The sequence below is a fragment of the Streptomyces sp. NPDC000941 genome, assembly GCF_053599555.1.
Genome location: NZ_JBSFMM010000003.1, coordinates 1 through 25,393 on the forward strand (window position 1 = coordinate 1; position 25,393 = coordinate 25,393).

17 protein-coding genes and 2 pseudogenes are annotated in these 25,393 nt (G+C 70.7%); 10 read left to right on the plus strand and 9 right to left on the minus strand.

Annotation, left to right across the window (positions count from 1 at the left end):
- Positions 1-330: 330 nt before the first annotated feature.
- The 5 genes and pseudogenes from ACWDSL_RS01585 to ACWDSL_RS01605 form a co-directional block, all read right to left on the minus strand.
- Positions 331-1,491, minus strand: coding sequence for an oxygenase MpaB family protein (locus ACWDSL_RS01585; protein WP_450480583.1), 1,161 nt, complete (start codon positions 1,489-1,491; stop codon positions 331-333).
- A 64-nt stretch (positions 1,492-1,555) separates the two neighbouring features.
- Positions 1,556-2,611: a polyprenyl synthetase family protein gene (locus tag ACWDSL_RS01590; RefSeq protein ID WP_450480585.1), complete on the minus strand. Its 1,056-nt coding sequence runs from the start codon at positions 2,609-2,611 to the stop codon at positions 1,556-1,558.
- Complete coding sequence (locus tag ACWDSL_RS01595; protein WP_450480587.1) at positions 2,601-2,879, minus strand: polyprenyl synthetase; 279 nt, start codon at positions 2,877-2,879, stop codon at positions 2,601-2,603. Before ACWDSL_RS01595 ends, ACWDSL_RS01590 begins: the two co-directional genes overlap by 11 nt.
- A 231-nt stretch (positions 2,880-3,110) precedes the next feature.
- Complete coding sequence (locus tag ACWDSL_RS01600; RefSeq protein ID WP_450480589.1) at positions 3,111-4,127, minus strand: zinc-dependent alcohol dehydrogenase family protein; 1,017 nt, start codon at positions 4,125-4,127, stop codon at positions 3,111-3,113.
- 67 nt (positions 4,128-4,194) lie between these two features.
- Positions 4,195-4,512: pseudogene (locus ACWDSL_RS01605) on the minus strand (cupin domain-containing protein); the annotation flags it as partial.
- A 26-nt stretch (positions 4,513-4,538) separates the two neighbouring features.
- Between ACWDSL_RS01605 and ACWDSL_RS01610 the strand changes: the two are divergent.
- The 4 genes and pseudogenes from ACWDSL_RS01610 to ACWDSL_RS01625 all read left to right on the plus strand — a co-directional run bounded on the left by ACWDSL_RS01610 (position 4,539) and on the right by ACWDSL_RS01625 (position 11,534).
- On the plus strand, positions 4,539-5,231 hold the full coding sequence (locus tag ACWDSL_RS01610) for a substrate-binding domain-containing protein (protein WP_450480818.1): 693 nt from the start codon (positions 4,539-4,541) through the stop codon (positions 5,229-5,231).
- Between the two features lie 103 nt (positions 5,232-5,334).
- Positions 5,335-5,448: pseudogene (locus tag ACWDSL_RS01615) on the plus strand (AraC family transcriptional regulator); the annotation flags it as partial.
- A gap of 261 nt (positions 5,449-5,709) precedes the next feature.
- On the plus strand, positions 5,710-6,885 hold the full coding sequence (locus ACWDSL_RS01620) for a serine hydrolase domain-containing protein (protein ID WP_450480591.1): 1,176 nt from the start codon (positions 5,710-5,712) through the stop codon (positions 6,883-6,885).
- 101 nt (positions 6,886-6,986) lie between these two features.
- Positions 6,987-11,534 (plus strand): phosphorylase family protein, encoded by a 4,548-nt coding sequence (locus ACWDSL_RS01625; RefSeq protein ID WP_450480593.1) that lies wholly within the window; start codon positions 6,987-6,989, stop codon positions 11,532-11,534.
- A gap of 42 nt (positions 11,535-11,576) precedes the next feature.
- Here ACWDSL_RS01625 and ACWDSL_RS01630 read toward each other — a convergent pair whose 3' ends face one another.
- Positions 11,577-12,014: a cupin domain-containing protein gene (locus tag ACWDSL_RS01630; protein ID WP_450480594.1), complete on the minus strand. Its 438-nt coding sequence runs from the start codon at positions 12,012-12,014 to the stop codon at positions 11,577-11,579.
- Between the two features lie 529 nt (positions 12,015-12,543).
- Between ACWDSL_RS01630 and ACWDSL_RS01635 the strand changes: the two genes are divergently transcribed.
- Together ACWDSL_RS01635 and ACWDSL_RS01640 are read left to right on the plus strand one after the other, a co-directional pair.
- Positions 12,544-14,040, plus strand: coding sequence for an alkaline phosphatase D family protein (locus tag ACWDSL_RS01635; RefSeq protein WP_450480596.1), 1,497 nt, complete (start codon positions 12,544-12,546; stop codon positions 14,038-14,040).
- A gap of 14 nt (positions 14,041-14,054) precedes the next feature.
- The gene (locus tag ACWDSL_RS01640) at positions 14,055-14,915 is read left to right on the plus strand and encodes a galactose-binding domain-containing protein (RefSeq protein ID WP_450480598.1); all 861 of its coding nucleotides are present in this window, start codon (positions 14,055-14,057) and stop codon (positions 14,913-14,915) included.
- Between the two features lie 76 nt (positions 14,916-14,991).
- Here ACWDSL_RS01640 and ACWDSL_RS01645 read toward each other — a convergent pair whose 3' ends face one another.
- Positions 14,992-15,477, minus strand: a complete 486-nt coding sequence (locus ACWDSL_RS01645) for a hypothetical protein (RefSeq protein ID WP_450480600.1) — start codon at positions 15,475-15,477, stop codon at positions 14,992-14,994.
- A 129-nt stretch (positions 15,478-15,606) separates the two neighbouring features.
- Between ACWDSL_RS01645 and ligA the strand changes: the two genes are divergently transcribed.
- The 3 genes from ligA (at position 15,607) to ACWDSL_RS01660 (ending at position 21,485) form a co-directional block, all read left to right on the plus strand.
- Complete coding sequence (ligA, locus tag ACWDSL_RS01650; protein ID WP_450480820.1) at positions 15,607-17,685, plus strand: NAD-dependent DNA ligase LigA; 2,079 nt, start codon at positions 15,607-15,609, stop codon at positions 17,683-17,685.
- A gap of 140 nt (positions 17,686-17,825) precedes the next feature.
- Positions 17,826-18,587: a class I SAM-dependent methyltransferase gene (locus tag ACWDSL_RS01655; RefSeq protein WP_450480602.1), complete on the plus strand. Its 762-nt coding sequence runs from the start codon at positions 17,826-17,828 to the stop codon at positions 18,585-18,587.
- Between the two features lie 153 nt (positions 18,588-18,740).
- Entirely contained in the window at positions 18,741-21,485 is a 2,745-nt protein-coding gene (locus tag ACWDSL_RS01660) for a hypothetical protein (protein ID WP_450480604.1), read from the plus strand.
- Positions 21,486-21,598: 113 nt separating this feature from the next.
- On the opposite strand, the gene ACWDSL_RS01665 is transcribed toward ACWDSL_RS01660, so the two are convergent.
- The gene (locus ACWDSL_RS01665; RefSeq protein WP_450480606.1) at positions 21,599-22,498 is read right to left on the minus strand and encodes an NADP-dependent oxidoreductase; all 900 of its coding nucleotides are present in this window, start codon (positions 22,496-22,498) and stop codon (positions 21,599-21,601) included.
- Positions 22,499-22,772: 274 nt separating this feature from the next.
- Here ACWDSL_RS01665 and ACWDSL_RS01670 point away from each other — a divergent pair, with 274 nt between their 5' ends.
- Positions 22,773-24,485 (plus strand): ankyrin repeat domain-containing protein, encoded by a 1,713-nt coding sequence (locus ACWDSL_RS01670; RefSeq protein ID WP_450480608.1) that lies wholly within the window; start codon positions 22,773-22,775, stop codon positions 24,483-24,485.
- Between the two features lie 49 nt (positions 24,486-24,534).
- Here ACWDSL_RS01670 and ACWDSL_RS01675 read toward each other — a convergent pair whose 3' ends face one another.
- Positions 24,535-25,215, minus strand: a complete 681-nt coding sequence (locus tag ACWDSL_RS01675) for a class I SAM-dependent methyltransferase (protein ID WP_450480610.1) — start codon at positions 25,213-25,215, stop codon at positions 24,535-24,537.
- Positions 25,216-25,393: the final 178 nt, after the last annotated feature.

The window sequence follows — 25,393 nt, forward strand, 5'->3', positions numbered from 1 at the left end:
AGGAGGACCAGGGCTTCTACCAGCCGGCCTGGGTCGAGATCACCCCGCCCAACGAGACCAAGTCCCTCAAGATCGAGTGGCCCTGGGAGAACGACTCCCTCGTCGACCAGCGCAGCGCCACCCGCCCCGCCACCTTCGTCAACCCCGTCGGCTGACCACGCCCTCCCCTGAGCGGCTGTTCCGACGCCGGCGTCCGAAGACGTACCCGCCAGGAACGGCCTTGCCCTCCTGAGAGATGGCGGTCGAGAGCCGAAAGCCAGGCCGTGGACGCGCGACACGATTTCCCTCACGACCTCGACCGGGTGCCACCGGAGCTTGAGTCGTGGGTGCTCAAGAGAGTGTGGCGGCCGGTGGGGTCCACTGCCGGGTACGCGGCACCGTGCTGGAGATGCCGTAGTCCTTCTTGAGTTGTTCCGGGATGGCGTAGTGCATGACGCGTCCGCGGGTGAGGGAGGACAGCTCGAAGACGGTGGTGAGGTGGCCGAGGCGGTCCAGGGCCCAGGCGCCGAGCGGGGAGTGGTCCTCGATGGTCTCCAGGACGCCGAGGAGGTGGGGCACGGCCTTGACGACGGTGTCCCACGGGGTGTGCGGCACGTTCAGCCAGTCGGCGCAGGTGTCGCCGATGAGGTAGCGGATGAGGGCGGAGACGATCGGGTCGAAGAAGGTGCCGGGCACCACCTCCTCGTAGAGGTCGATGAGCTGCCGGGTCAGGTGCGTACCCTCCGCGGAAGGCCCCATGTGCCGGACCATGTACAGGTCGAGGAACCGGCGCGCCTCATCGAGGGTCTTGGGGACGGCGTCCTGGTCGACGCCGAGCATGGCACCGACCACGCGCCAGGCGTAGTAGTAGGCTTCCGCGCCTTCCTGCGACATGTGGATGCCGAGACGGTGCAGGCTGTCCAGCACGAGCAGCGAGAAGAACATCTGCCCGCCGATCATGTCCTCCTGGCAGATCGGCGCCCCGAGCACGTCGGTGGCCCACCGGTTCTCGCGTTTGAGGTGGTGGCGGATGGAGGCGTGCAGAAGGCGCACCTTCTGGGCGGCGGGGATGAAGCGGCTGCCGGCCTCGAAGGCGTCGGGCTGCATCAGGTAGACGGTGAACTGGCCGGTCTCCGCCATGCGCTTGGAGGGGTACTTCAGACCGTGGGCGGCCGACAGCAGTTTCGCCAGGTGCGGGACGACGTAGCAGGCGGGCATGGAGGCGAAGGACAGTGCGGTGGAGATGTGCACGTTGTTGTCGATGAAGAACAGCCGAGCCTTCTCCATCTCAGCCCAGTCCACCCAGGACGGCGGGACACGGGTGGCCTCGAGGTAGTCCCGCGCCACGTCGGGCAGCCCGTCCGGCAGGGGAGCGCCGGCGGTGGAGACGTAGCGCATCAGGCTGTTGAACATGCCCACCTCCCCGCGTTCGAACAGTGCGGCGACGGTGGCGTCGGCCAGTTCGTCACCGGCTTGCCGCAGGGCGTCCATCGACGTCTCGGTGTAGGTCATGGCAGGGCTCGCTCCTTGTCTTCCACGGGACCGTCCACGGATCTGTGCCACCCCGGTGCGAGGGTCAGGACAGGCGGACCGCCGCCGAATGCGCCAGCGCGGTCAGGGCAGCTTCGGCGTGCGCTGGTACATCCAGTTCGTGGAGGGCGCCGAGCGCTTCCTCGACTCGCGCGCTGATCATGTCCTCGATGCGGTCGGGTGCCCTGAGCCGGCGCATCACCCCGCGGACCGCATCCAGATCCTCCGCGTCCAGGCCGCGTCGGCCCAGTACCGCGCGGAGCCCCTCCCGGTCCTCGTCGCAGGCGAGGCGCCAGGTCTCTGCCAGCAGGGCCGTGGGCCGGTGGCCGCGCACATCGTCGGCGTTGGCCTTGCCGGTGCTTTCCGGATTTCCGAACAGGCCCAGCAGGTCGTCCCGCAGCTGGAACGCCTCGCCCAGCGGCAGCCCGTACGCGCGGTAGCCCTCGCGCAGCCGCGCGCCGGCCCCGGCCAGGGCGCCGCCGATCAGCAGGGGCTGCTCGACGGTGTACTTGGCGGTCTTGTAGCGGATCACCTTCAGCGACGCCGTGGTGTCCGGACCGGCTCCGGTACGCAGGATCTCCAGGCACTCGCCCGCGATCAGCTCGCGGGCCATCACCGACCACAGGGGGCGGGCCCGGGCGAGGTACGCGCCGGGCAGACCGCTCGTGGCGAACAACTGCCCGGCCAGCGCCATCAGCAGGTCTCCCACCAGCATCGCCAGCGACCTCGCGGCGGCGTCGGCACGCGGGCGACGTCGTACGGCACCGCGCAGGGCGACATGTGCGGTGGGGCGCCCGTGCCGCAGCGGGCTGTCGTCGATAAGGTCGTCGTGTACGACCGCGGCGGCGTGCACCAGCTCCATGGAGGCCGCCGCCCGCACCAGCGCGTCGCTGTCCGGCTGTCCCACCGCACGCCAGCCCCAGTAGCAGAATGCCGCCCGAAGCCGTTTGCCGTCCGCTACTGCCGCCTCCAACTGCTCCGCCACCGGGGCCAGGAGCGGATCGATCGCCGCGAACTGGTCGGCCTCCTGGGCGATGAACCGGTGCAGTACCTCGTCGACGCGGACCTTGAACGCGGCCGGCTCCCATCGGTCAACCATCATCAGCGGTCTTCCGGGCCAGGGCGTGCCGGGCGAGGATCTCCAGGTGGGCCGGCGGTACGGCCGCGTACCGGTCCAGTACCAGGCGCCCACGCGCCATCAGGTCGTCCCCGGCCTCCGCCGCCAGCTCCGCGGCGTCCGAGCGGCGCAGCAGTCCCCGCACCGTCCCCAGGGCCGCACCCAGTGTGCTCACCGCCAGATCGGCCAGCCCGGCCGCCAGCAGCACCGCCTTGCCGTCCAGGCCCCCGGCCCGTCCCGTTTCCTGCGTCATGGCATCTCCCCACCCACTGCACGTCCAGGCAGCGCCGGTCACACGCCGTCCTTCCGAGCGTCGCGTCACACGTCGCTCGACCGTACGGATCACAGCTGCTGCAGCCCCGCACCCGCACTTCATGCTGCTCAGACCTCGATGGCACGAAACTTGCTGTCCCGTGCTGTCGAACCTTGAGCGGATGCCAACGAACTTTGAGCGGTTAGGGTCCGAGTGCAACGCGACGAAGGGTCAGGGACGGATCAGGGTCTTGATGGCGCGGCGCTCGTCCATCGCGCGGTAGCCTTCGGCGATCTCGTCGAGCGGGAGGGTGAGGTCGAAGACCTTGCCAGGGTTGATGTGGCCTTTCAGGACCCGGTCGATGAGGTCGGGCAGGAAGTGGCGGGCCGGGGCGGGGCCGCCGCGGAGCGCGGCGTGGGAGTAGAACAGGGCGGCTCCGTCGATCTCCACCCCGTGCGGGACGCCGACGAAGCCGACGTTACCGCCGGGTCGGGTGGAGCGCAGTGCCTGCTGCATGGACTCGCCGGTGCCGACGCACTCCAGGACACTGTCGGCACCGATTCCGCCAGTGAGGTCCTTTATCCGGGCCACTCCGTCGTCGCCGCGCTCGGCGACGATGTCGGTGGCGCCGAACTCGCGGGCCAGCTTCTGCCGCGATTCGTGGCGGCTCATCGCGATGATGCGTTGTGCGCCGAGTTCCTTGGCGGCGATGACCGCCGAGAGGCCGACCGCGCCGTCGCCGACGACCGCGACGGTGGATCCCGGCTCGACCTCGGCGGCAGTGGCGGCGTACCAGCCGGTGCTCATGACGTCGGACAGGGCCAGGAGACTGGGGACGAGCTCCTCGCCGGGGACCTCGGGGGTGGCTACCAGGGTGCCGTCGGCCAGCGGAATACGCACGTACTCGGCCTGACAGCCGCCGACGAACTCCTTGTGCAGGCAGGAGCTGGGGTAGCCGTTCCGGCAGTTGGGGCAGGTGCCGTCGGAGGCGAAGAAGGAGCCGATGACGAACTGGCCCGGCTTGACGTCCGCGACCGCGCTGCCGACCTCCTCGACGATACCGACGTACTCGTGTCCGATCGGGTGCGGCTCACCGACGGGGTTGATGCCGCGGAAGTCCCACAGGTCCGAACCGCATACGCAGGTGGCCACGGTGCGGATGATCGCGTCGGTCGGCTGCAGGATCTTCGGGTCGGGGATGGTCTCGATGCGGACGTCCCCGGGAGCGTGAATGACGGCTCCGCGCATGATGGTTCCTCGAAGTTCTGGTTGGTGGGGCGGACTCGGCCTGCCCCGGGTATTGGTGCGGGTCGGATCAGATCCGGGTGCTGATCCGGGGACCGAGGTATTCGGTGTCGGTGACGTGCTCGAGCCACGCGACCTCGTCCGTCTCCCACAGCGCCAGGTGGGTCATGAACTGGTCGGGGGCGGCGCCGTGCCAGTGTTCCTCACCGGCCGGGGACCAGATCACGTCGCCCGGGTGCGCCTCGACGATTTCGCCGCCACGGGCCTGGATGAGCGCGATGCCCTCGACGATGAGCAGGTTCTGGCCGAGGCCGTGGGAGTGCCAGGCGGTGCGGGCGCCGGGGGCGAAGCGAACCATGTTGGCGCGGGCGCGGGAGGGAACTGCGCCTGGCGACCGGCGTCGGCGCGTCCCTGCTGGACGGTGTGATCCTGTCGCCCCTGGGTGTCTCGCCCGACGAACTCGCCGCCGTGGCCAACGAGTTCCCGCTGGTCCTGCTTGGGGAGCGCAGCTACGAGCGCGACCAGGTGGGGGCCGACCACGTCCTGATCGACAACGTCGCGGCGGCACGCGACGCCACCGCGCACCTGGCCGCCCTCGGCCGTACGCGGATCGCCGCCATCGGTGTGGACCAGCAGGCGTCGGCGACCAGTCGTCAGCGCCTGGAGGGCTTCCAACTCGCCCTGCACGAGGCCGGGGTGATCTACGACCCTCGGCTCGCCCCCGCCATCAAGGAGTTCGACCGGCGCAATGGCCCGCTGGCGATGCGCGCCCTGGCCGCCCTGCCGGCCGGCGTACGCCCCGACGCGGTCTTCTGTTTCAGCGACCTGCTGGCCGTCGGTGCTCAACGCGCCCTGTTCGAAGCGGGGTTGACCATTCCGGACGATGTCGCCGTGGCGAGCATCGACGGCTCCGACGAGGCGCTCTTCAGCACGCCGTCCCTCACGTCCGTGGTCCCCGACAAGACCGCCATCGCCTCGCTGGCCGTGAAGTGCCTGGCGGCCCGCATCCGCTCGGACGAGCCCCTGCCGTTCGAGGTGCACACGGCTCCGCACTGGCTGCACGCCCGGGAGTCCACGAACGGCGGGCGGCAACAGCTCTTTCGCTGATCCGGGCCGAGGGGGCCGTCGGACGAAGGACGGTCGGCCGGGGTGTGCTGCGGCATCGATCTGTGCCTGCACATCGTCCGCCGCGACCTGGGCGCCGTCGTGGACCACCGACCACTCGATCGACCTGGTGGCGCGCGACTGCGGCCTGGGCTCGGCCGCCAACCTGCGACTGCATTTCCGGGGCGCGCTCAACACCACGCCGACCGCTTACCGGCGCCACGGGGTCCTTCCCGGGGACGCGGGGAGCGGGTGTCGGCTGATCGCGACTCAGTCCTGCCACGCACAGCCCACAGACCCTGCGGTGCGCGCTCGGCGCGACAACACCCCTTCAGGGATGGAGAGTTCCGTACCCCGAGGGTTCTCCGGGGCTTCCCCGATGTCCTGTCCGCCGCCCGGCTGGTGAGCTGGACTCATGGGATCACATCGGTTACGTCGTCGCCCTCTGGCGCTGCTCTGCGTATGGACCACCCTGGTTCTCGTGGCCCCGGCTCTCGCGGCCCCGGCACTCGCAGACGCCTCCGACCCGCCCCGTCGCGCGCACGACCGTACGCAGGCGGCTCTCGACCGGATCGTCGCGCAGGGCACGCCCGGGGTCATCGCCCAGGTGCGGGACGGACACGGGGTGTGGAACGGCCGGGCGGGGATCGGCGACCTCGCGGGACAGCAGCCGCGCGCCGTCGGCGAGAGGTTCCGCATCGCCAGCGTCACCAAGACCTTCACGGCCGTGGTGCTGCTCAAGCTGGAGGCCGAGGGGCGCATATCGCTGGACGACACCGTGGAGCGGTGGCTGCCGGGCGTGGTGCGCGGCGAGGGATACCGTCCCCGGCACATCACCGTCCGCCACCTGCTCAACCACACCAGCGGCATCTACGACTACAACATGGACGAGGGCTTCCGAGCCCTGTACGCGGGCGACGCCTTCGACCAGAACCGCCACCGGCGCTGGGCACCGCGCCAGTTGGTGGACATAGCCCTCGCCCATCCGGCGAACTTCCAGCCGGAGCAGGGCAGCCGCCCTGGCGAGCCCGGCGAGTGGGACTACTCGGACACCAACTACATCCTCGCCGGAATGATCATTGAGGAGGTCACAGGCGGCACGTACAAGGCGGCTGTCGAGCGTTACCTCATCAAGCCGCTGGGCCTGCGCGGCACCAGCGTCCCGGACACCACCCCCGCCCTGCCCGACCCCCATGCCAGGCACTACTCCATGCTCTTCGAGGACGGACCGGACGCGAAGGTGCGCGATGTCACGGAGTTCAGCCTCACGGTGGCCTTCTCGGCCGGCCAGATCATCTCCACGACCGACGATGTGAACTCGTTCATGACACGGCTCCTCAGCGGCGAGCTGCTGCCCGCCGCACAGCAGCGCCGACTGCTCACGGCCGTGTCCGTAGCGGGGGACAAGGGACATGGCGGTGAGGACGACCTGTACGGCCTCGGCATACGCCGCTTCAAGCTCGACGGCGACGGCGACGGCGACGGCGATCGCGACGGCGACTGCTGGGCCTGGGGACATGGCGGCATGATCCCCGGTTCGGGAACCCGCACGGTCGTCTCCGGTGACGGGCGGCACGCGATGACGATGAACCGCAACGGTGACTGGGGCGAGCAGAAGCTGGAGGACGCCGCCGTCATCGCGGAGTTCTGCCGGTGAGCCGGAGCCTGGCGCCTGCCCTCGGCGCGACCCCAGGAGTGCCCTGAACGGTAGCATTTCGCCTGCGGGCCAGCATGGTGGACGCGGGGCCAGGGGGAAACGTGGAGAGCACCGGTCATCACAGCGACTCACTCGTCGTGCTGACCGCGCTGGACGTGGAGTACGAGGCCGTTCGGGCACATCTGGTCGATCTGCTGCCGCGAATGCACGCGTCCGGCACCCTGTTCGAGGTCGGCCGACTTGTCGGTACGTCATGGCGTGTAGCGCTTGCCGAACTCGGCGACGGCAACCAGGGGGCTGCCGTGCTGACCGAGCGGGCGATCGCCATGTTCCGCCCGCGGGCCGTGGCGTTCGTCGGGGTGGCCGGGGCGCTCAAGGGCGATATCGAGCTCGGCGACGTGGTCGTGGCCACGCATGTGTACGCGTACCACGGCGGAAAGGACGAGGACGGCGAGTTTCACTCCCGCCCAAGGGTCTGGCCGGTGCGCCAGGAACTCGACCAGCTGGCCCGCTTCGCCCGCAGGTCCGGTTCATGGACCGGATTGCTGCGGGAGCGCCCGCCCGGCACCTCCCTCCCGCCCGGCACCTCCCTCCCGGCCGTCCACCTCAAGCCGGTGGCCGCCGGGGAGGTCGTCCTCAACTCGGCGGACTCGCCCCTGCGCCGGCAACTGCGCCGGAACTACCAGGACGCCGCCGCCATCGAGATGGAGGGCGCCGGAGTGGCGCTGGCCGCCCATCTCAACGCGGCCTTACCCGCCCTGATCGTCCGCGGTATCAGCGACCGGGCCGACGGGAAGAAGTACGACGCCGATGCCCAGGGCTGGCAGTCCCGGGCGGCCCGCCATGCCGCCGCCTTCGCTTTCTCCGTTCTCCGCGCACTGCCGCCCGGTGGCGATCCGGCCCCACCCGGGCCGGGAAATTCCACGGGCCCGGCGTCGGCGTACGAGTTGGGCCCGGAAGGGTCGGCGGCACCGGCACCCGAGCCGGGACCGACACCGGCACCGGATCCCGATGAGGGGAGGCCGTCGGACAGCGAATCGGCCGCACACCGGCAGCTCCTCCGATGGGCACGAAGGTTCTCGGACGATCTGGACGTCGTGGCCTCTCCCCGGCGGGACGGCGGCACCGGCTCCCCGCCGCAGCTCAGCGGCGGGCTGTATGTGCGGCGCACTGTCCAGGACCGGGTGATGGAGGCCCTCTGCGACGGTGATCCGCAGGCAATCCTGGTGACCGGGGACGCCGGGAACGGCAAGAGCAGTCTGCTGTGGGGCATCGCCCAGGACCTGACCGCGCTGGAGGACACCGAGGTCTTCCTGGTGAACGCCGCCTGGCTGTTGCGCCCCCTGAGCGGCACCTCCGGAAGCCCCATGCTGACCTCCCGGACAGTGGTGTCCGGGGCGGACCACGCCCGGGCTCGGGGGCGCGCACCGGTCGTGCTCCTCGACACCGCCGATCTGCTGCTGCACGACGACTTCCACGAGATGGCGCTGCTCGACCTGTGCGAGGACCTCGCCGCCGCTGGTGTCCGCCTGGTGCTGACCTCCCGGCCGGAGGAGGCGAACCGGCTGCGCACCGGCTTCGTCCGGATGTCGCTGGGCCCCTACGACGACGGCGAGATCCCCCACGCCATCCGTGGACACGCCGCGCTCTACTGCCCCGATGCCGTGCCCCGGGACGACGGGGCACGGGTGCGGAGGCTGATGGAGCCCGTCGCCCGCGGACTGCCGGTGCGCGAGGTGTGCGGAAGCCCCCTCCAGCTGCGGCTGCTGTTCGAACTCGCGCGGGACGACGGGGCGTTCCCCAGCGCCGAGATCGACGCCACCGGCCTCTACCGTCGCTACTGGGACCACCGGGTAGTCACCGATCGGCGCGTTTACGGCAACCAGAGCGCCACGGCGCCGGAGGATCTCTCATCGATCACCGGTGCGATCGCCGTCGTACTGATGTCGGCCGGCCGGACCGAGCTTTCCCACGAGGACCTGATCGAGCGGCTCACCTCGGCGGACGCCGGCCCCCGCCCCTCGCGGCCGTACGAACCGGCCCGCGTCCGGGCGGCCATGGATCTGCTGATCGACCGGGGAGTGCTGGCCAGAGGAGCTTCGGACGGTATCCACTTCTTCCACCAGACCATGTTCGAGTACGCGGCCGCGCGTGGCCTGCTGGGCCTCACCGGGGTGCGAGCGCTGCGGTCGCTGTCCGAGTGGGTCGGGTCCCATCCCCATGACTTCTTCGTCGGGGCGATCCTCGAACAGTTCCTCATGCTCGCGGCGGGGCCGGAGCGGTATCGCGGGCCGGTACGGGACACGCTGAGCCGCATGGCGGCGCACCCGGACGCCGTGATCCTCCATACCGTCGCGGTAGCCGTCGCCGCCCGGAACCCGGCCGTGGGCGTGCCCGTCGAGCCTCTGCTCGCGACGGCGTCGCACGGCGTCGTCCGGCGGTACGCGGTCCTGGCCCCGACCGTACGCGACACGGACGTCGACGCGCTCCTCCCGCGGCTGCGCGGGCTGTGGGAAAGGAAGGAACCCAGTCTGGAGGAGGCCGTGCTCGAAGCCCTGGAACGGCTGGCCGCGCAGAACTCGCTCGCCGTGCACGCCGCCCTGGCCGACTGGGGCTGCGTCCGGGAACTGACCGGGCGCCGTACGGGCAGCGCGGGCATCGACATCCTGCCTCGGCTTCTCGTGCTGACCTCACACCTCGATGTGGCATCCGCCCAAAGGGGTCTCATGGGGGTGCTCGACTTCGCCCTGTCCCGGGGGCTGGCGCAGCTGGCATCCGGCGTCATGACCCTGTGGGCACGGCACTGGAGCACATTGGGCTCGCCGGAGTGGGCCGCCGCCGTCCAGAAGCGGATCCAGCGGGTGCGCATCGCGCCGAAGTCGGAGGACGCCGGAATCTTCCGCACAGCCCTGGGCAGGGTGGCGGCCGCCTCCTGGACCCATGACCACGGGCTCCCGGGCGACGGCGCCGACGGCCGTCCCGACGCCGGAACCCACCCCTGGACACACCGCCTCGACCATACGCTGGCGCTGCTCGAAGCGGACGACCAGGACACCGTGGGCAATGCCGGACTCATCGCCGTCACCGCGATCCTGACCACGCTGCCGCACGGACACTGGGCCATCGAGACCACCCTCGACCGCTGTCTGGAGCTGACCGGCCACGGAGCGCCGCACGCACTGCAGCACCGCATGGTCTTCCCCTCGCTGCTCAGCAGCGACTGCGCCGCGGCGGCGGTTCTCATGCACAGGCTCGCGGCCATGCTGAAGGCGCTGCCCTGCCCCGAGAACCAGCCGGTCACGCCCTCGAAACGGCGAGCACTGGTCGCCCGCCGGATCCTCGCCCACCCGGACGTTCCCCCGCACCGCGTCCGGCAGGTCCTGGAGCACTCCGGCTGGGACGCCGACTCCGACGTGTGGCTGTCCCGGGACGGCCTGGCGACGCTCCTGCTGCCGGCCGCGCTCGGCGGTCACCCCACCGCGGTGCACAGGATCGAGAAGGCGACGACCGCCCCCGCAGCCGCCCGGAGCCTCATCCGCCGTTCCCTGCACCGAGCGGTCACGGACGCCGGTCTCCACACCGAGCGCCACATCGGCCTGCTGGTGACCCTGTCACTCTTGGACGCCGACACCGTGCTCCTGGAGGCCATCACCACCGGCCGGGCCAAGAAGGGCACCGGCCCGCTGGCCCCCCTCGCCCATGAGCGGGTGCTGGGCGCACTACGGGCATCGGCCCCGGCCCTCACCGGACTGATCGCGGACGAAACGGCCGAGGGCAACAGCGGCAAGCGGCAGCGCCAGGCACTGACGCTCTGGGAACGCTCCGTGTCAGCCGGTGTTCTCCCCGTGCCCGGCCTGACCGAGCTCCTTCCGCGGTACGGCATCTTCTCCGATCAGAAGAGCCGGGCGGCCTTTGTCGGGCTGGTGGGAACCATCGCCGCGCGCGAACCCGGCCAGTACCCCACGGCAGACCTCTTCCTTTCGGAGCTGGTGTTCGACGCCGCGGGAGACATACCCCGCCTCGACGACACATCGGCCGGCACCCGAAACGCCGCCCGGAAGGCGCTCCTCCACGCCGCCTGCGAGTCCGGCCCTCTCACCCACACGGCCGTCACCAAGGCCCTCGACCTGGCTTTCGCCCCACCGACCGACGCCGGACTGATCAGCGGGCTCGGCCAGCTGGTGCGCCGGCTCAGCACCGCACACGGCGCGGCACCCGCCTCCGAGCTGCTGATCCGCGTCATCGGCAGGGCCGTGGCCGCACAACAGGGCCCGGCCGCGGAGAACCACCTGGCCAAGGCGTTCCGCGGCGCGATGGACAGCATCTTCGACCACGGTTCCCCGGCTGTGTACCGGAGACTGTGGGAGCACCTCAAGGAGCCCGGTGCGGAGGGCGACGTCGACCACGTGGCTTTTCCGGAACGGTACGCCTTGGGGCTGGTGAGCTGCGCGGTCCGCCGGGCCTATCCAACAACCCGCCACGACCTGGAAGAACTCGTCGCGCACCCACAGGTGCCGCAGCACACCAAGATGTGGATCAGCGACCAGCTCAGCGCCCGGTCCCGGGAGCATACGGATCACGACCTCAGCTGGGTACTGGGAGGTGAGTGGCCTGACCGGCACCTCTCACACTCCGTCAACCCGAGCTGAGGACCGGAGCCGACCGCTACGACTACGAAGCATCCAGCCGTGTCAGCCTTCGGAGGGACGCGGGGCGCGCAGGTGCGCCCGTTCCTTCAGCTCCTCCTCGTCGACCAGCGTCAGCATCGGCTGACCCGGCGCGCACACCATGGTCACCACGAACTTGGTCGGTGCATCCGACAGGGCGTTGCCGTCCTGGTAGTGGATCACGTCACCGCCTGGTTCCCAGAACGTCCCACCGGCCTCGACCACACGCTCCGGCTCCCCCTCGAGCTCGAACCGGAGCGCGCCCTCCATCACGTAGCCGAACGACGGGCCCGAGTGGCGATGCGGAGGGAGCCCGGGGTGACCGGGGGGCCAGTCGACGAGGATGGTCATTCCCGAACCACCTTCGGGAAAGAAGGGCGGAGTGACTTCCTGCAACAACTTGACTTCGGGCGGCAAGGAGACCTCGTGGGCGCTCCCGTGCTCTGGGTTCTCCGCGGACATGTACCACACCTCCGTAAGCCTGCCCGGAATGGACGATCTTGCGTTGGTGGTCTCGATACCACCCTGCCTCCTGTCGGCGGGCACCACAATCCGGGAGCCGGCGGCATCGAGATGTAGCGGCGGATCATGCTGCCCTGTTCCTTGTGGGATCGACGCGGATCGACGCGGATCGATGCGGCTCGGCGGGGGCTGGGACCGGGGCCGGGGCCGGGGGCCCAAGGCGTCGTCTTCCCCTCTGGCCTGACCATCTGCCATGGACAGACCGCCGGCCACGTATCGCGCCGACGGTACTGCCGGCCACCGCCCGCTCCTGGCGGGGGCGCCTCCGGAGAAGAACACCCCCTCCGGCGCCAGTTCGTGTTGAAGCCCTGACGGTACCGTTACCAAATGTTGCCCGGTTCTTCACCTGGCGCCGCCAACGTCCACGCACGTGAAACACTCCCCATTTCTTCCTTCAGCGCTGAGCGCGGCAACGCGGCGACGATTCCTCACAGTCACGGGTGCCGCCGCCGGGCTCGCCCTTTCCGGCATGCTGCCCGGGATCAGCCCCGCCACCGCCGCGACCACCTCCGCCACCAAGCAGGACCCGTTCACGCTCGGGGTCGCCTCCGGCGACCCGCTGCCGGACGGTGTCGTGCTGTGGACCCGTCTCGCCCCTGACCCGCTGGCCCCCTACGGCGGCATGGACCAGCGGACCTACTCGGTCCAGTGGGAGATCGCCGCCGACGAGCGCTTCAGCCGGGTGGTCAAGCGCGGGACGGCGAAGGCCGCACCCGAGTACGGCCACTCCGTGCATGTGGACGTCCGCGGCCTCGAACCGGCCCGCGAGTACTACTACCGCTTCCGCACCGGCGGGTTCATCAGCCCGTCCGGCCGGACGAAGACGGCTCCGGCGCCGGACCAGCTGCTGCCGAGCATGACCCTCGCCGTCGCCTCCTGCCAGGCCATCTGGGAGGGCTGGTTCACCGCCCACCGTGACCTGGCCGCCCGCCACCACGACGTGGTGCTGTTCCTCGGCGACTACATCTACGAGTTCGGCAACGACCGCGGCGTCCGCCCCGGCGACGACGACCCGCTGCGGACCCGTCAGACCGTCACCCTGGACGAGTACCGCCAGCGCTACGCGTACTACAAGACCGACCCGGACCTGCAGGCGGCGCACCACACCGCCCCGTGGATCGTGGTCTTCGACGACCACGAGGTCGTCGACAACTGGGCCGACCGGTACGCCGGGAGCACGCCCCCCGACGAGTTCCTGGTCCGGCGGGCCAACGCGTTCCGCGCCTACTGGGAGAATCTGCCGCTGCGCGCACCGCAGTTCCCTTCCGGTCCCGAGATGCAGCTCTACCGCCGCCTGCGGTACGGGCGGCTGGCTGAGTTCTCCATGCTCGACACCCGCCAGTACCGCAATGACCAGGTGAACGGCGACGGCGTCAAGGCGCCCAACGAGGCCACGGCCGACCCCAGCCGCTCCATCCTCGGCTTCCCCCAGGAGAGATGGCTGCTCGACGGCCTCAGCGCGTCGCAGTCCACCTGGAACGTCCTCGGCCACCAGACCGCCATCACTCTCCTCGACACGGTCTCCGGCCCCGGCGTGGCCGTCCCGATGGATGCCTGGGACGGGTACAGCGCATCGCGCGACCGCCTCCTCGGCGGCATCGACGAGCGCGGCGTCCAGAACGTGGTGAGCCTCGCCGGCGACCTGCACCGCACGGTGGTCAGTGACCTCGCGCTCGACTTCACCGACCCGGACTCGAAGGTCGTAGCCACCGAGTTCGTCGGCACCTCCCTCACCTCGGCGCGGGACGGCGAGGACCTGGACGCCGGCGGGCGGGTGCTGCTCGAGGAGAACCCGCATATCAAGTTCGGCAACTTTCTGCGGGGATACATCAGTTGCGAGATCACGCCGGACCGCTGGATGTCCGAGTTCCGGGTGTGCGACCGAGTCACGGTGCCCGACGGCACCATGAGCACCCGTACCAAGCTCGCCGTCGAGAGCGGCGTCGCCGCCGTTCAGCAGGCCTGAGAAGAGGAACGACCATGAAGAAAACCCTGACCGCCGCCGCGGTCGCGGGCGTGCTGACCGCCGGAGTGACCCTCACCGCTCCCGCCCAGAACGCCGTCGCCGCCGCGGGCGGCAAGTCCCGCTCGAACGTCGTGATGTGGGCCTCGCCCGCCGCGGTGTCCGCCAGCGAACTGCCGTGCCTGCCCACCTCGATCTCGGTGACCTTGACCAACACCGGCACCGAACCGGTCTTCGCGGATGCCACCCTGAAGGCCGAGGCACCGCTCGTCCTCTCCGACACGCTCTTCCAGACATACCTGCCGCCCAACAACCCGGCCCAACCGGTGACCAAGTCGTTCGGCGTGCGCGTCCCGCGCGGGACGAAACCGGGGACGTACGACGTCACTGTGACCAGCGGCAAGCAGAAGGAGGTCGTCCCGGTCACGGTCCAGCCGGTCCCCGAGCGCGGGCCCGGGGCCAACCTCGCCTACGGCGAGCAGGCCATCGCCTCCTCCACGCACGGCAACTTCACGCTCTGCGGCGCCGTCGACGGTGACAAGGACCAGAGCCACTGGGACACCCTGACCGGCTGGAACGACGCCACCCGGGACGTCTTCCCCGACTGGTACGGCGTGGAGTGGCCGACGGTCCAGAGGGTCGACCGGGCCGAGCTGTGGACGAAGACGCCCGCCGCCACGAGCGGTATCCGGGACTTCGACATCCAGGTCCGTGACGGCGACACCTGGCGCACCGTCGCGCAGGTCGTGGGCAACGCGCAGGAGCACGTCGTCACCACGTTCCCCGCCGAGCAGACCGACGCGGTGCGCGTCTTGATCCACTTCGGCGGCAGCAACTACTCGCGCCTCGTCGAATTCGAGGTCTACGGCCCGCAGTAGAACCCGAGCACGACGCCGGGGCGTCCCGCCTGTTGACCCAACGGGCTGGGGCGTCCCGGCGCCCCCTCCCCAGGGCCTATACCAGCAGCCGAATCGAGGGTGCTTCGGCATCAACTGCCATCTCGGTCTTGCACTCTCCGCAATACACGGGGCTGGGGCGCCGCACATTGGTCTGGATCGAGCCCTTGCTCGACGTCTCCTGATGTGGGCAGTAGCAGCCGTATTGCAGGCGGACCCATGAACTGAGCGGCGTCGCTTGCCCTCCGCGTTTGGCGTCCTGGAACGGTGCCCACCAGAAGTCGACCACGGACTTCAACGTGAGCCGGTCATCCTGGCTCGTCACGTCGAACGCCGCGATCCGTGCTGCCGTGAAGTGGTGCTCATCCCGGCCGCTCATGCAGACGGCCCGCTCGGCTCCCCACTTCAGTACCGTCGTCCGGCCCACTCGCTCACAGACGAAGCAGTCCAAGCTCAACTCGATCGTGCGCTCCCAGAACAACCGATCACGGTGGGTCCGCTCCACTCCCGACAGAACCGCACTGATCTCAAGGCTGCGCAGCATTGGGTGATGGTCGCATATCCGACGGGCAACGGGGCGATTCCGGTGAGCTGCAGGCGCTGCGGCTGGTTGTCGCTGGTAGCGGCCAGTTCGGCTGCGGCCTTCGCAGCGTTGTCAGTGGTGGCAGTCACGATGGTGGTCATGACCATCGCTGATGCTGTGATTGCCGACAACACTGGGTACGCGCAAGCGGTCGAAACCGCGGTGAAGGCTGCGGCTGCCTACTACAGGGGCGGGGACAGTGCGCTGGACGACGAGGCGTACGACCGGCTGATACGGGAGATCACCGCCTGGGAGACGGACCATCCGGAGCAGATTGTGCCCGGGTCGCCGACGGGGAAGGTGGCCGGAGGCGTTGGGCAGGGGGATGTGCCGCACACCCAGCCCATGCTGAGTCTGGACAATGTCTTCTCCCTTGAGCAGTTCACCACCTGGGCCGCCTCGCTGGAGCGGAGAATCGGCCGGCCGGTTCAGGCGTGGAGCGTGGAGCCGAAGCTGGATGGCCTTGCGATAGCCGCGCGCTATCGCGACGGCCGGCTGGTGCAGCTGATCACTCGCGGCAACGGGACAGCCGGGGAGGACGTCTCGCACGCGATCGGCACTCTGAGCGGCCTGCCCGGTCAGCTGGCCGAGCCGGTCACGGTGGAGGTGCGCGGCGAGGTGCTGATGACCTCGGTCCAGTTCGAGACGGCGCTCGCGGTGCGTGCCGAGCATGGTGGGGAGCCGTTCGCGAACCCGCGCAACGCCGCGGCGGGCACGCTGCGGGCGAGGGACCGTGCGTACCGGCTGGAGATGATGTTCTTCGGCTACGGCTGCCTGCCCCTGCCCACCACGGACACTGAGCTCGCGGAGCGTCTGACCGACTCCTCTCACAGCGAGGTGATGGCCTGCATAGTCGGCTGGGGTGTGCAAACGGCGGCGGCCACTGATGTGCCCGGCCGCACCGTCACCTCCGTGATGGCGGTCCAGGACCGCGTCGAGGAGCTCGCGGGCCTGCGGGCCGACCTGCCGTTCGGTATCGACGGCATCGTCATCAAGGCCGACCTGGCCGCCGACCGGCAGGCCGCCGGATCCGGAACCCGGGCGCCTCGCTGGGCCATCGCCTGGAAACTCCCCGCGGTAGAGAAGATCACCAGACTGCTGGACGTGGAATGGAACGTGGGCCGCACCGGCATCATCGCTCCCCGCGCCGTTTTGGAACCGGTCGAGATCGACGGCTCCGTCATCACCTACGCCACCCTCCACAACCCCTCCGACATCACCCGCCGCGATCTGCGCATCGGCGACCAGGTCATGGTCTACAAGGCCGGCGACATCATCCCGCGCATCGAAGCCCCCGTCGCTCACCTGCGCACCGGGGCCGAGCAGCCCATCGCTTTCCCCGAGACCTGCCCGCAGTGCGGATCCGGCATCGATGCCTCCGAGCAGCGCTGGCGGTGCGAACGCGGACGTGACTGCCACCTGGTCGCCTCCGTCTCCTACGCGGTCGGCAGAGACCAGCTCGACATCGAGGGCCTCGGCCTGACCCGAGTCGTCCAGCTTACTGACGCGGGCCTCATCAGCGACTTCGCCGACCTGTTCACCCTCACCCGCGATGCGCTCCTGACGCTGGAACGGATGGGCCCCACCAGCGCCGACAACCTCCTGGCCGCGATCGAGCAGGCCAAGACCCGGCCGCTGTCGCGGGTAGTGTGCGCGCTGGGTGTGCGCGGCACCGGCCGCTCGATGTCCCGCCGCATCGCGCGCCACTTCGCCACCATGGAGGCGGTCCGGGCCGCTGACGCGGATGCGATGCAGCAGGTCGATGGCATCGGTGTCGAGAAGGCACCCGTGATTGTCGCCGAGCTGGCCCAGCTGGCACCCGTCATCGACAAACTGATCGCCGCCGGAGTGAACACGACCGAACCCGGCGCCACTCCACCTGCCGGCAACGGCCCGGCCCATACCGCCGAGGCAGCAGGCTCCCTGCATGGCATGACGGTGGTAGTCACCGGTGCCATGACCGGTCCACTGGAACAGCTCGGCCGCAACCAGATGAACGAACTCATCGAACAGGCCGGCGGCAGGTCTTCCTCCAGCGTCTCCAAGCGCACCTCCCTCCTGGTTGCCGGAGAGGGCGCCGGGGCCAAACGCGCCAAGGCCGAAGACCTCGGCATCCGCATCGTCTCGCCCGGCGAGTTCGCCGAGCTCATCGCCGACCTCCTGCCCTGACCTGGCACCGGGAACCCAGGGAGGATCACCGTCTCGGTCACTGGGTCGGCGGGCAAGGCCAGCGGTACGGTCGGTCGGTCGGTCCCAGGAACCCGAAAAGCAGTGGCCGCGCGGGCTCGGGGCCACGTACGTTCGCCACCATGGTTGACGCAGCTTTCGGACATCCGCGCCTCGCCGCCATCTATGACCCGCTCGATCCGGACCGCGGCGATCTCGACGCGTATCTCGCGATGGCGGAGGAGTTCGGCGCGCGGTCCGTGCTGGACATCGGGTGCGGTACGGGCGTGTTCGCGCTGCTGCTCGCCGAGCGCGGGATGACGGTCACCGGGATCGATCCCGCGCGGGCGTCCGTCGACGTCGCGCGTGGCAAGCCGGGCGCGGAGCGGGTGCGCTGGCTCGACGGCGACGCGGGGGACCTGCCGCCCCTGCAGATCGACCTGGTGACGATGACCGGGAACGTCGCCCAGGCGATCGCCGATCCGCAGGCGTGGCGTACGACGCTGCGCGGCGCGTACGAGGCGCTGCGGCCCGGCGGGCGGCTTGTCTTCGAGACGCGCGATCCGGCGCGGCGCGTGTGGGAGGAGTGGGCGGAGTGGACGCGCGAGACCACGTACCGCATGACGGACATCCCGGGCGTCGGCCACGTCGAGACCTGGGCCGAGCTGACGGACGTCAGCCTGCCGCTGGTGAGCTTCCGGGGTACGCACGTGTTCGCTGCGGACGGGGACGTACTGACCTCGGAATCGACACTTCGTTTCCGCGAACGTAGGGAGATCGAGCGGGACTTGCACGAGCACGGCTTCGTCGTCGAGGACGTACGCGACGCACCCGACCGGCCGGGCGGGGAGTTCGTGTTCGTGGCGCGGCGCGGTACCGCGGAGCCCGCGGCTGCGCTGGCTTGATCGCGTCGCCCGCCCGCTGTCGGCGTCTCCTCACAGACAACCCACGGACACCTCGCCCCCGTCCTAAGTGACGCGAGAGGCGCCCGGGACCGACGGGACGCTGCGCACAGGGTTTTGAGGAGAGGGCCATTGATCCGTGCCCGGCGAATATGTGTGACCGCCGTGGCGGTGCTGGCGGCTCTGGCGGGCTCGCCCGGACTGGTACAGGCCGAACAGCCTCACGAGCCACGGCCGTTGAGCGCGACGAGCGACAACCCACTTCCGCCGGGGTGGCGGATCGACGGGGAGGGCGGGGCGCGTGAGCTGGTCTGGCGTGCGCCGAAGGCCGTGCCCATGGGGGATGCGCGGGTCGAGTTCCGTACCGGGGACCGGCTGCTCGGGGTGCCGAAGCCGGCGAGGGACGGGCGGACCTTCCGGCTCGCCCTCCACGAGACGCGGCCCAAGAAGCTGGCGGACCTTCAAGTGACGGCCGCGGGGCGCCGACTGGACGCGGCGGCCGACGACTCGCACAAGTCCGGCTCGCGCCGGGCACGGATGCCCGCGCAGGCGCCGGCGAACGGCGTTGATCCGGGCAAGCCCGGCTCGTACCGCACGGTCACCGGGGAGTACGACCTCGACCCGGTGCGCCTGCCCGGGTTCGACACCCCGGTGGAGATGACCGCCGAGGTGGTGGCGCCGAAGGGTGCCACCGGCAGCCGGCCGCTCGCGCTGTTCCTGCACGGCCGCCACGACACCTGCTACAAGCCGGGCTCCGAAAACGACGTGACCGGCGACTGGCCCTGTGCGGACGGCTACCAGCCGATCCCGAGCCACCTGGGCTATCTGCGCGACCAGCAACTGCTGGCCTCCCAGGGCTATGTGACGGTGTCGATCTCGGCGAACGGCATCAACGCCCAGGACGGGGAGGCCGAGGACGCCGGCGCGCAGGCGCGTTCCTCGCTGGTACGGCAGCACCTCGCCCGCTGGGCCGACTGGACCGCCCATCGCTCCTCCGCCCCGGCCGTCGTACGCGAGGCGGCGCAGGCGGACCTCTCCCGTGTCCTGCTCGTCGGCCACTCGCGCGGTGGCGAGGGCGTCAACCGGGCCGCCATGGACAGCCTCTACCCGCCGCCGGCCGCCGAGGACGGCTACCGGGGCCCGGTGCGCTGGAAGGTGCGCGGGACTGTGCTCATCGGACCGACGATCTTCGGCCAGAATCCAGTCGCCGACGTGCCGTCCGTGACGCTGCTGCCGGGCTGCGACGGCGACGTGTCGGACCTGCAGGGCGAGGATTTCGTCGACGGGACGCGCGGGATCAGCCGGGGCACGGCACTGCACAGCGCGGTCTACATGGTCGGCGCCAACCACAACTACTTCAACAGCGAGTGGACCCCGGGCGAGGCCGTCGCACCGGCCATGGACGACTTCGGGACCAACCCGGAGCATCCGGACCCGGTGTGCGCGCCGGGTGCCGCGACCCGGCTGACCGCCGCCCAGCAGCACAAGGCGGGCGCCACGTACATCGCCGCCGCGGCCCGGCTCTTCCTCGCCGGGGACGATCGGGTGCGTCCGCTGCTCGACGGTTCCGGCAAGCGGGCCCCGTCCGCGGACCCGGCCCGGGTGCTGACCCACGCGGTCGGCGGCCGCCGCAGCGGTGGTTTCCTGCCGGACGGCGGGGCGAGGGTGACCGGCGCCCGGCTGTGTTCGGCGATCGACCCCGACCCGGCCGTGGCCTGTCTGGACCCGGAGACCCTCGGATCGTCACCGCACTTCGCGACGTGGGAGACGCAACAGGAGACCGGCCGCGGCGCGGTGGACCTGAAGTGGTCCGCGCCGGGCACGCCCGCGCGTATCACTCCGGCCAAGCCGCTCTCCCTCCGCGACGCCCAGAAGCTCGCGCTCCGGGTCCTCGTACCGCCGAACACGACCGGCACGAAGTTCGACGTGTCCGTCACCGACTCCTCCAACCGTCGGGTGACGCTGGGCTCGGTCCAGGTGGACGGGCTCCCGGGCTCCGCGGACACCGCCTCCTACTGGGCTCAGGAGCTGCGTGTCCCGCTGTCGGCCGCGACCCGGGCCGGGCTCGATCTCAGGCATGTCAAGTCCCTTGAGCTGACGCCCCGTTCGCGGTCCGGACGGGCCTGGCTGATGGACGCCTGGGGCTGGGCGCCCGGCACTCTGGCGGTGAAGGCGGCCGCACTGCCGCGTGTCGACGTGGGCCGCACGATCGTCAAGGAGGGCGACTCGGGCACCCGCACCTACCGGGTCCCGGTCGAGACCTCCGGGCACGGCAGCGGGCAGGTCCGCGTGTACGTCCTCGACCCGGAAGGCGGCCCGGCCGAGCACCGCCTCGTGACCGTACGGCCCGGCAGCGACATGATCGACGTGCCGGTCGAGGTGAAGGGCGACACGGTCTACGGCGACGACGTAGAGCACGACATCGCCGTCAAGGCCGTCCACAACGCCGTCGTCGGCAAGCACCGGGGCGGGCTCACCGTCGAGAACGACGACCCCGAGCCGGTGATCACCCTGTCGCCGGTCGTGGACCGGGTGACCGAGGGAGAGACGCTGACCTGGCGGATGTCCGTGGACGCGCCCGCGGCGGTGGACATCTGGCAGCCGGTGCGGGTGCTTCCGGTCACCGAGGGCGCCGAGCTGTCCACCAAGGACGTGGACCCGCAGTGGCTCCAGGAGTCGTCCGGTGACGTGCCCGACCCGGAGCGGCCGCTGTCCGACGCGAACCTGTGGGTGTGGCTGAACATCCCGCCCGGGAGCACCAGCGTGGACTTCGTCGTGCCGACCGTGCGGGACCAGGTGGCCGAGCCGACCGAGTCGATGCGCCTCGCGCTGACCGACCGCAACGCCGAGCCGCTGCGCGACCGGCCGGTGCTGACGGGGACGGTGCTCGACAAGCCGTGAGCACGATGTACGAGGGATCGTGAGCACCCTCTTGTGCGGGGTCCGGCCTGTCCGGGCCCCGCACTTCACAAGGTCACGCGGATCCCGACCGTCCCGTCCGGCCCCCGGTCGGGTCATGTTCGGGTGAGCACGATCTTCTTACCGCCGGCCCGTCCGGTGACCACCCGGGCGAACGCGGCCGGTCCTTCGCTCAGCGGCAGGGGTTCCGGTGCGAGTTTCAAGGTTCCCGCGGCGGCCTGCTCCGCCAGCTGGACAAGCTGCGCGGCGTTGGGCTCGACGTAGAGGTCCCAACTCGTGATGCCTCGTTCCTCCGGAGGCGCGTCCGAGGTCAGGGAACACAGTCGGCCGCCGTCCCGCACCAGAGGCAGGGCGGCGTCCGCCGTGCCGGTGGCGATGGTGAGGGCGGCGTCGAACCCGCCGCGTACCTTGGCCGGCCAGTTCGGGTCGTGGTAGTCGACGACCTCCATCGCCCCCAGACCCAGCAGGCGCTCTGCGGCGGCAGCGGACGCGGTCGCGGTCACCTCGATGCCCTTGGCCGCGGCGAGCTGAATGGCCAGGGCTCCGGTGGCCCCGCCTCCGTTGGTGATCAGGAGCCGCTGTCCTCGGCCGAGGTTCAGCTTCTCCAGGGCCTGCAACGCGGTGAGTCCGTTGACCGGTAGCGCCGCCGCGTGCACGGTGTCCAGCCCGGGTGGGCAGGCTGCCGCGTGATCCGCGTTGACCAGAACGCGTTCGGCCCAGAAGCCGCTCCCCCCGGGCAACGGGGCCTCGTGTGCGAGCACCCGGTCGCCTACGGCAAACCCGGTGACACCCGCGCCGACGGCCAGCACCTTGCCCGCGCCCTCCACTCCCAGCGCCGCCGGGGGGCGCAGCCCCACGTCCCAGCCGGCGCCGTTCAGCAGTTCGTCCCACGGGCCGACCCCGGCTGCCTCAACCGCCATCAGGATCTGACCGGGCCCGGGAGGTGACGGTTCGGGCAACTCCAGCAGGGCGACTTCCTTCTCGGCCCCGGACACTCCGCACGCCTTCACAGCAGATCTTTGTCCTCTCACTCAGTCCGGCCGACCGGGAGGTACGGGCCGGAAACCCAAAGCAAGCACCAGTGTCGACCTCGGGATCCCCTACAGAGGTCACTCGTGGCCTCAGCCGCATTGGTGTCGAACCTATGCAGCCAGTGACCCGGACACGTGGTCGATTTGACGGGTGACCAACTGGGCCGCCTGCCGCGGGCGGTCGACGGCCCTCCGCTCGGGCGGGGGCGGTGTCCGGGCTGGTCGCTACGGTGTCGGCATGCGTACGGCGGAGCTCTTCGACAGCGGTGAACTGGCAACGATTTTGCGGGAGGATCCGGAGAAAGTCGGGTATGCGGTGCAGTCCGCGTCATACGGCGATCGTCTGGATGTGCTCGAGTTCGTCCTTGGGCACGAGCCGCCGCAATTCGATCTCGATGCCGCGTTGTCGACGGCGACCGAGCGTCGGGGGAGTGCGGCGTTCGTGCGTACGCTCCTGGCCGCCGGGGCTCGGCCGGCGCCGGGGTGGCAGAGGTTCCCGCTGTGGGCCGCGGCGACAGTGGGGGATGTGGATACCGTGCGGCTACTCCTGGAAGCCGGCGCGGACCCGAACGCGCGCACGGACGACCGGGACAGCCCGGACGGCTGCCGCCTCCCGCTGGTCGGCGCCATCCGCGCCGACGCGCACGCCGCGGTCGCGGCCCTGCTCGACGGAGGCGCCGACCCGAACGCACTGACCGACGCCCTGCGTCGCCCGCTCGACGTCGCCCTGGAGACGGGCGGCACCGCGATAGCGGAGCTGCTGTGTGCACGAGGGGCTACGGTCTTCGCGCCTGAAGAGGCTGACCTGGTCCAGGCGACACGGCGGGGCTTCCTCGCCCGGGTGCGGGAACTGCTGCCGACGCAGGAGCCGGCCGCACAGGGCGGCGCGCTGATCGTCGCCGTGCAGGAGCGGCAAGTCGATGTCGCGGTGGCGGTCCTGGAGCGTGGTGAGGTCGGGGCGAACGATCTGGGGGTGGCGCTGGGCCAGGCGATCGCTTTCGACGTGCCCGCAGTGGTGCCGCACCTGATCACCGCCGGGGTCGACACGGACGCACCCGGCAACTACTACCGCACCCCACCGATCGTCCTGGCCGCCGACCGCGGGCGTGTCCAGGTGGTGCGCGACCTGCTCGACGCCGGGGCCGACATCCAAGCCCGCGACGAGGAAGGCCGCAACGCACTCGCAGTGGCCCGGCAGCAGGGCCGCACCGAGATCGTGCGGCTGCTGCGCACCGCCGGAGCGAACGCGCGGACGCCACAGGAGATCACACGGGCGGTGAAGGCCAAGCTTGCCCATGTCGCCCGCCTCGCATGGAGCCCGCTCATCGGCGCCACGGACGGGGACGGGGAACCGGGCGCCTCGCGGTTCGGCGGCCTGCCCTGGCTGGGCGCGGATGAACCATGGCCTGGCTGCGCCGACTGCGCGGCCCCGCTGACGTTCTTCGTGCAACTCGACCTCGCGGGCGCGCCCAAGCAGGCGCGGGATCTGGGCACGGGGTTGTTGCAGTTGTTCCACTGCACCGCGTGCAACCCGTACCGCGCCTTCTCGGGTGGCCACCTGGTTCGGGTCGTCGACGCGGCCGGCCAAGCGTCGTCGCCGACACCGCCCGACGGTGTCCGACTGTTCCCGGAGCGGCCGATTGCCGGGTGGGCGCGTGCGGTCAGGGACTATCCGTACCGCGAGGCAGACGAGTCGGAACTACTCCCGGAGGAACGTGCCGCCGTGTTCGGGCTCAACCGCCAGGGCGACAAGCTGGGAGGGTGGCCGAACTGGGTCCAGGACCCCGGGTACCCGAACTGCCCCCGCGGGGACCACCGCATGACGCAGCCGGTCCTGCAGATCGACTCCGGACGCGGGGTGCCTCATGTGTGGGGCGACAACGGCGCGGGCTACATCGTGCAGTGCCCCACGCACCGCGATCAGGTCGCCTTCCTGTGGCAGTCGGCGTGAAAATGACCAGCTCAGACCCACGCTTGGAAGGTAGGAAGGTGGGACAAGCTCAGCGCAGCCGGCGTGCGCGCAGCACCAGGTCGTCGGTATGGTGCGCGCCGGCGCCGCCGTCGGGTGCCACGCGTGGCCGCTGCTCGTCCACCTCCACCTCCCAGTCGTCGCCGAGCAGAGCGGCGACCGTCGAGGGCCAGACGTAGTCAGCCGGGTCGAAGCAGCTGTCGTGCGTCTGCTGGTCGTCCATCCCCGCGTGATGTACGAGCAGCAGCACGCCGCCGGGCGCGACGGCCGCGAGGAGCGCTCGCTCGGCTGCGGCGTGGGGGGTGCGCAGCAGGGCTGGGTACTGCGCGGAGACCAGGTCAAAGGAGGCCGGCGGGAGCGCCGCCTCCGTCAGGGCGGCATGTACCCAGCGAACGGTGAGGCCTGCTTCCCGCGCGTGCCCGGCCGCCCGCTCCAGCGCCACGCCCGAAACCTCGAGTGCGGTCACGTCCCAGCCGCCGCGCGCGAGCCAGACGGCGTCCGCGCCCTCGCCACAGCCGACGTCGAGCACCCGCCCGGGGGTGAGCCCGGCGACCTCGGCCACGAGCGCACCGTTGGGCCGGCCGCTCCACAGTTGTTGTCGGTCGGCGTACCGGCTGTCCCACTCGGCCCGCACCGCGGGGTCTCCGACGTAGCCGTCGGCAGGCGAGGGGGTGCCGGACGCGGGCGATCCTGCTGCGATGTTGTCGGTCATGGACCCACCGTCGCCCGTCGTGTCCCGTGCACGCCACTACTGTTGCCGGTCCGGCAAAACGGTGTCCAAGGGGCGAAGAACAGGTCGTCACGCCGGCCGGTCGGCCGCCGCGCCCACTCGGCGTGCGGCGTCGTGGGCCTGATTTCTGAGTACATAGCTGAGTATCGGGTCGGATGCG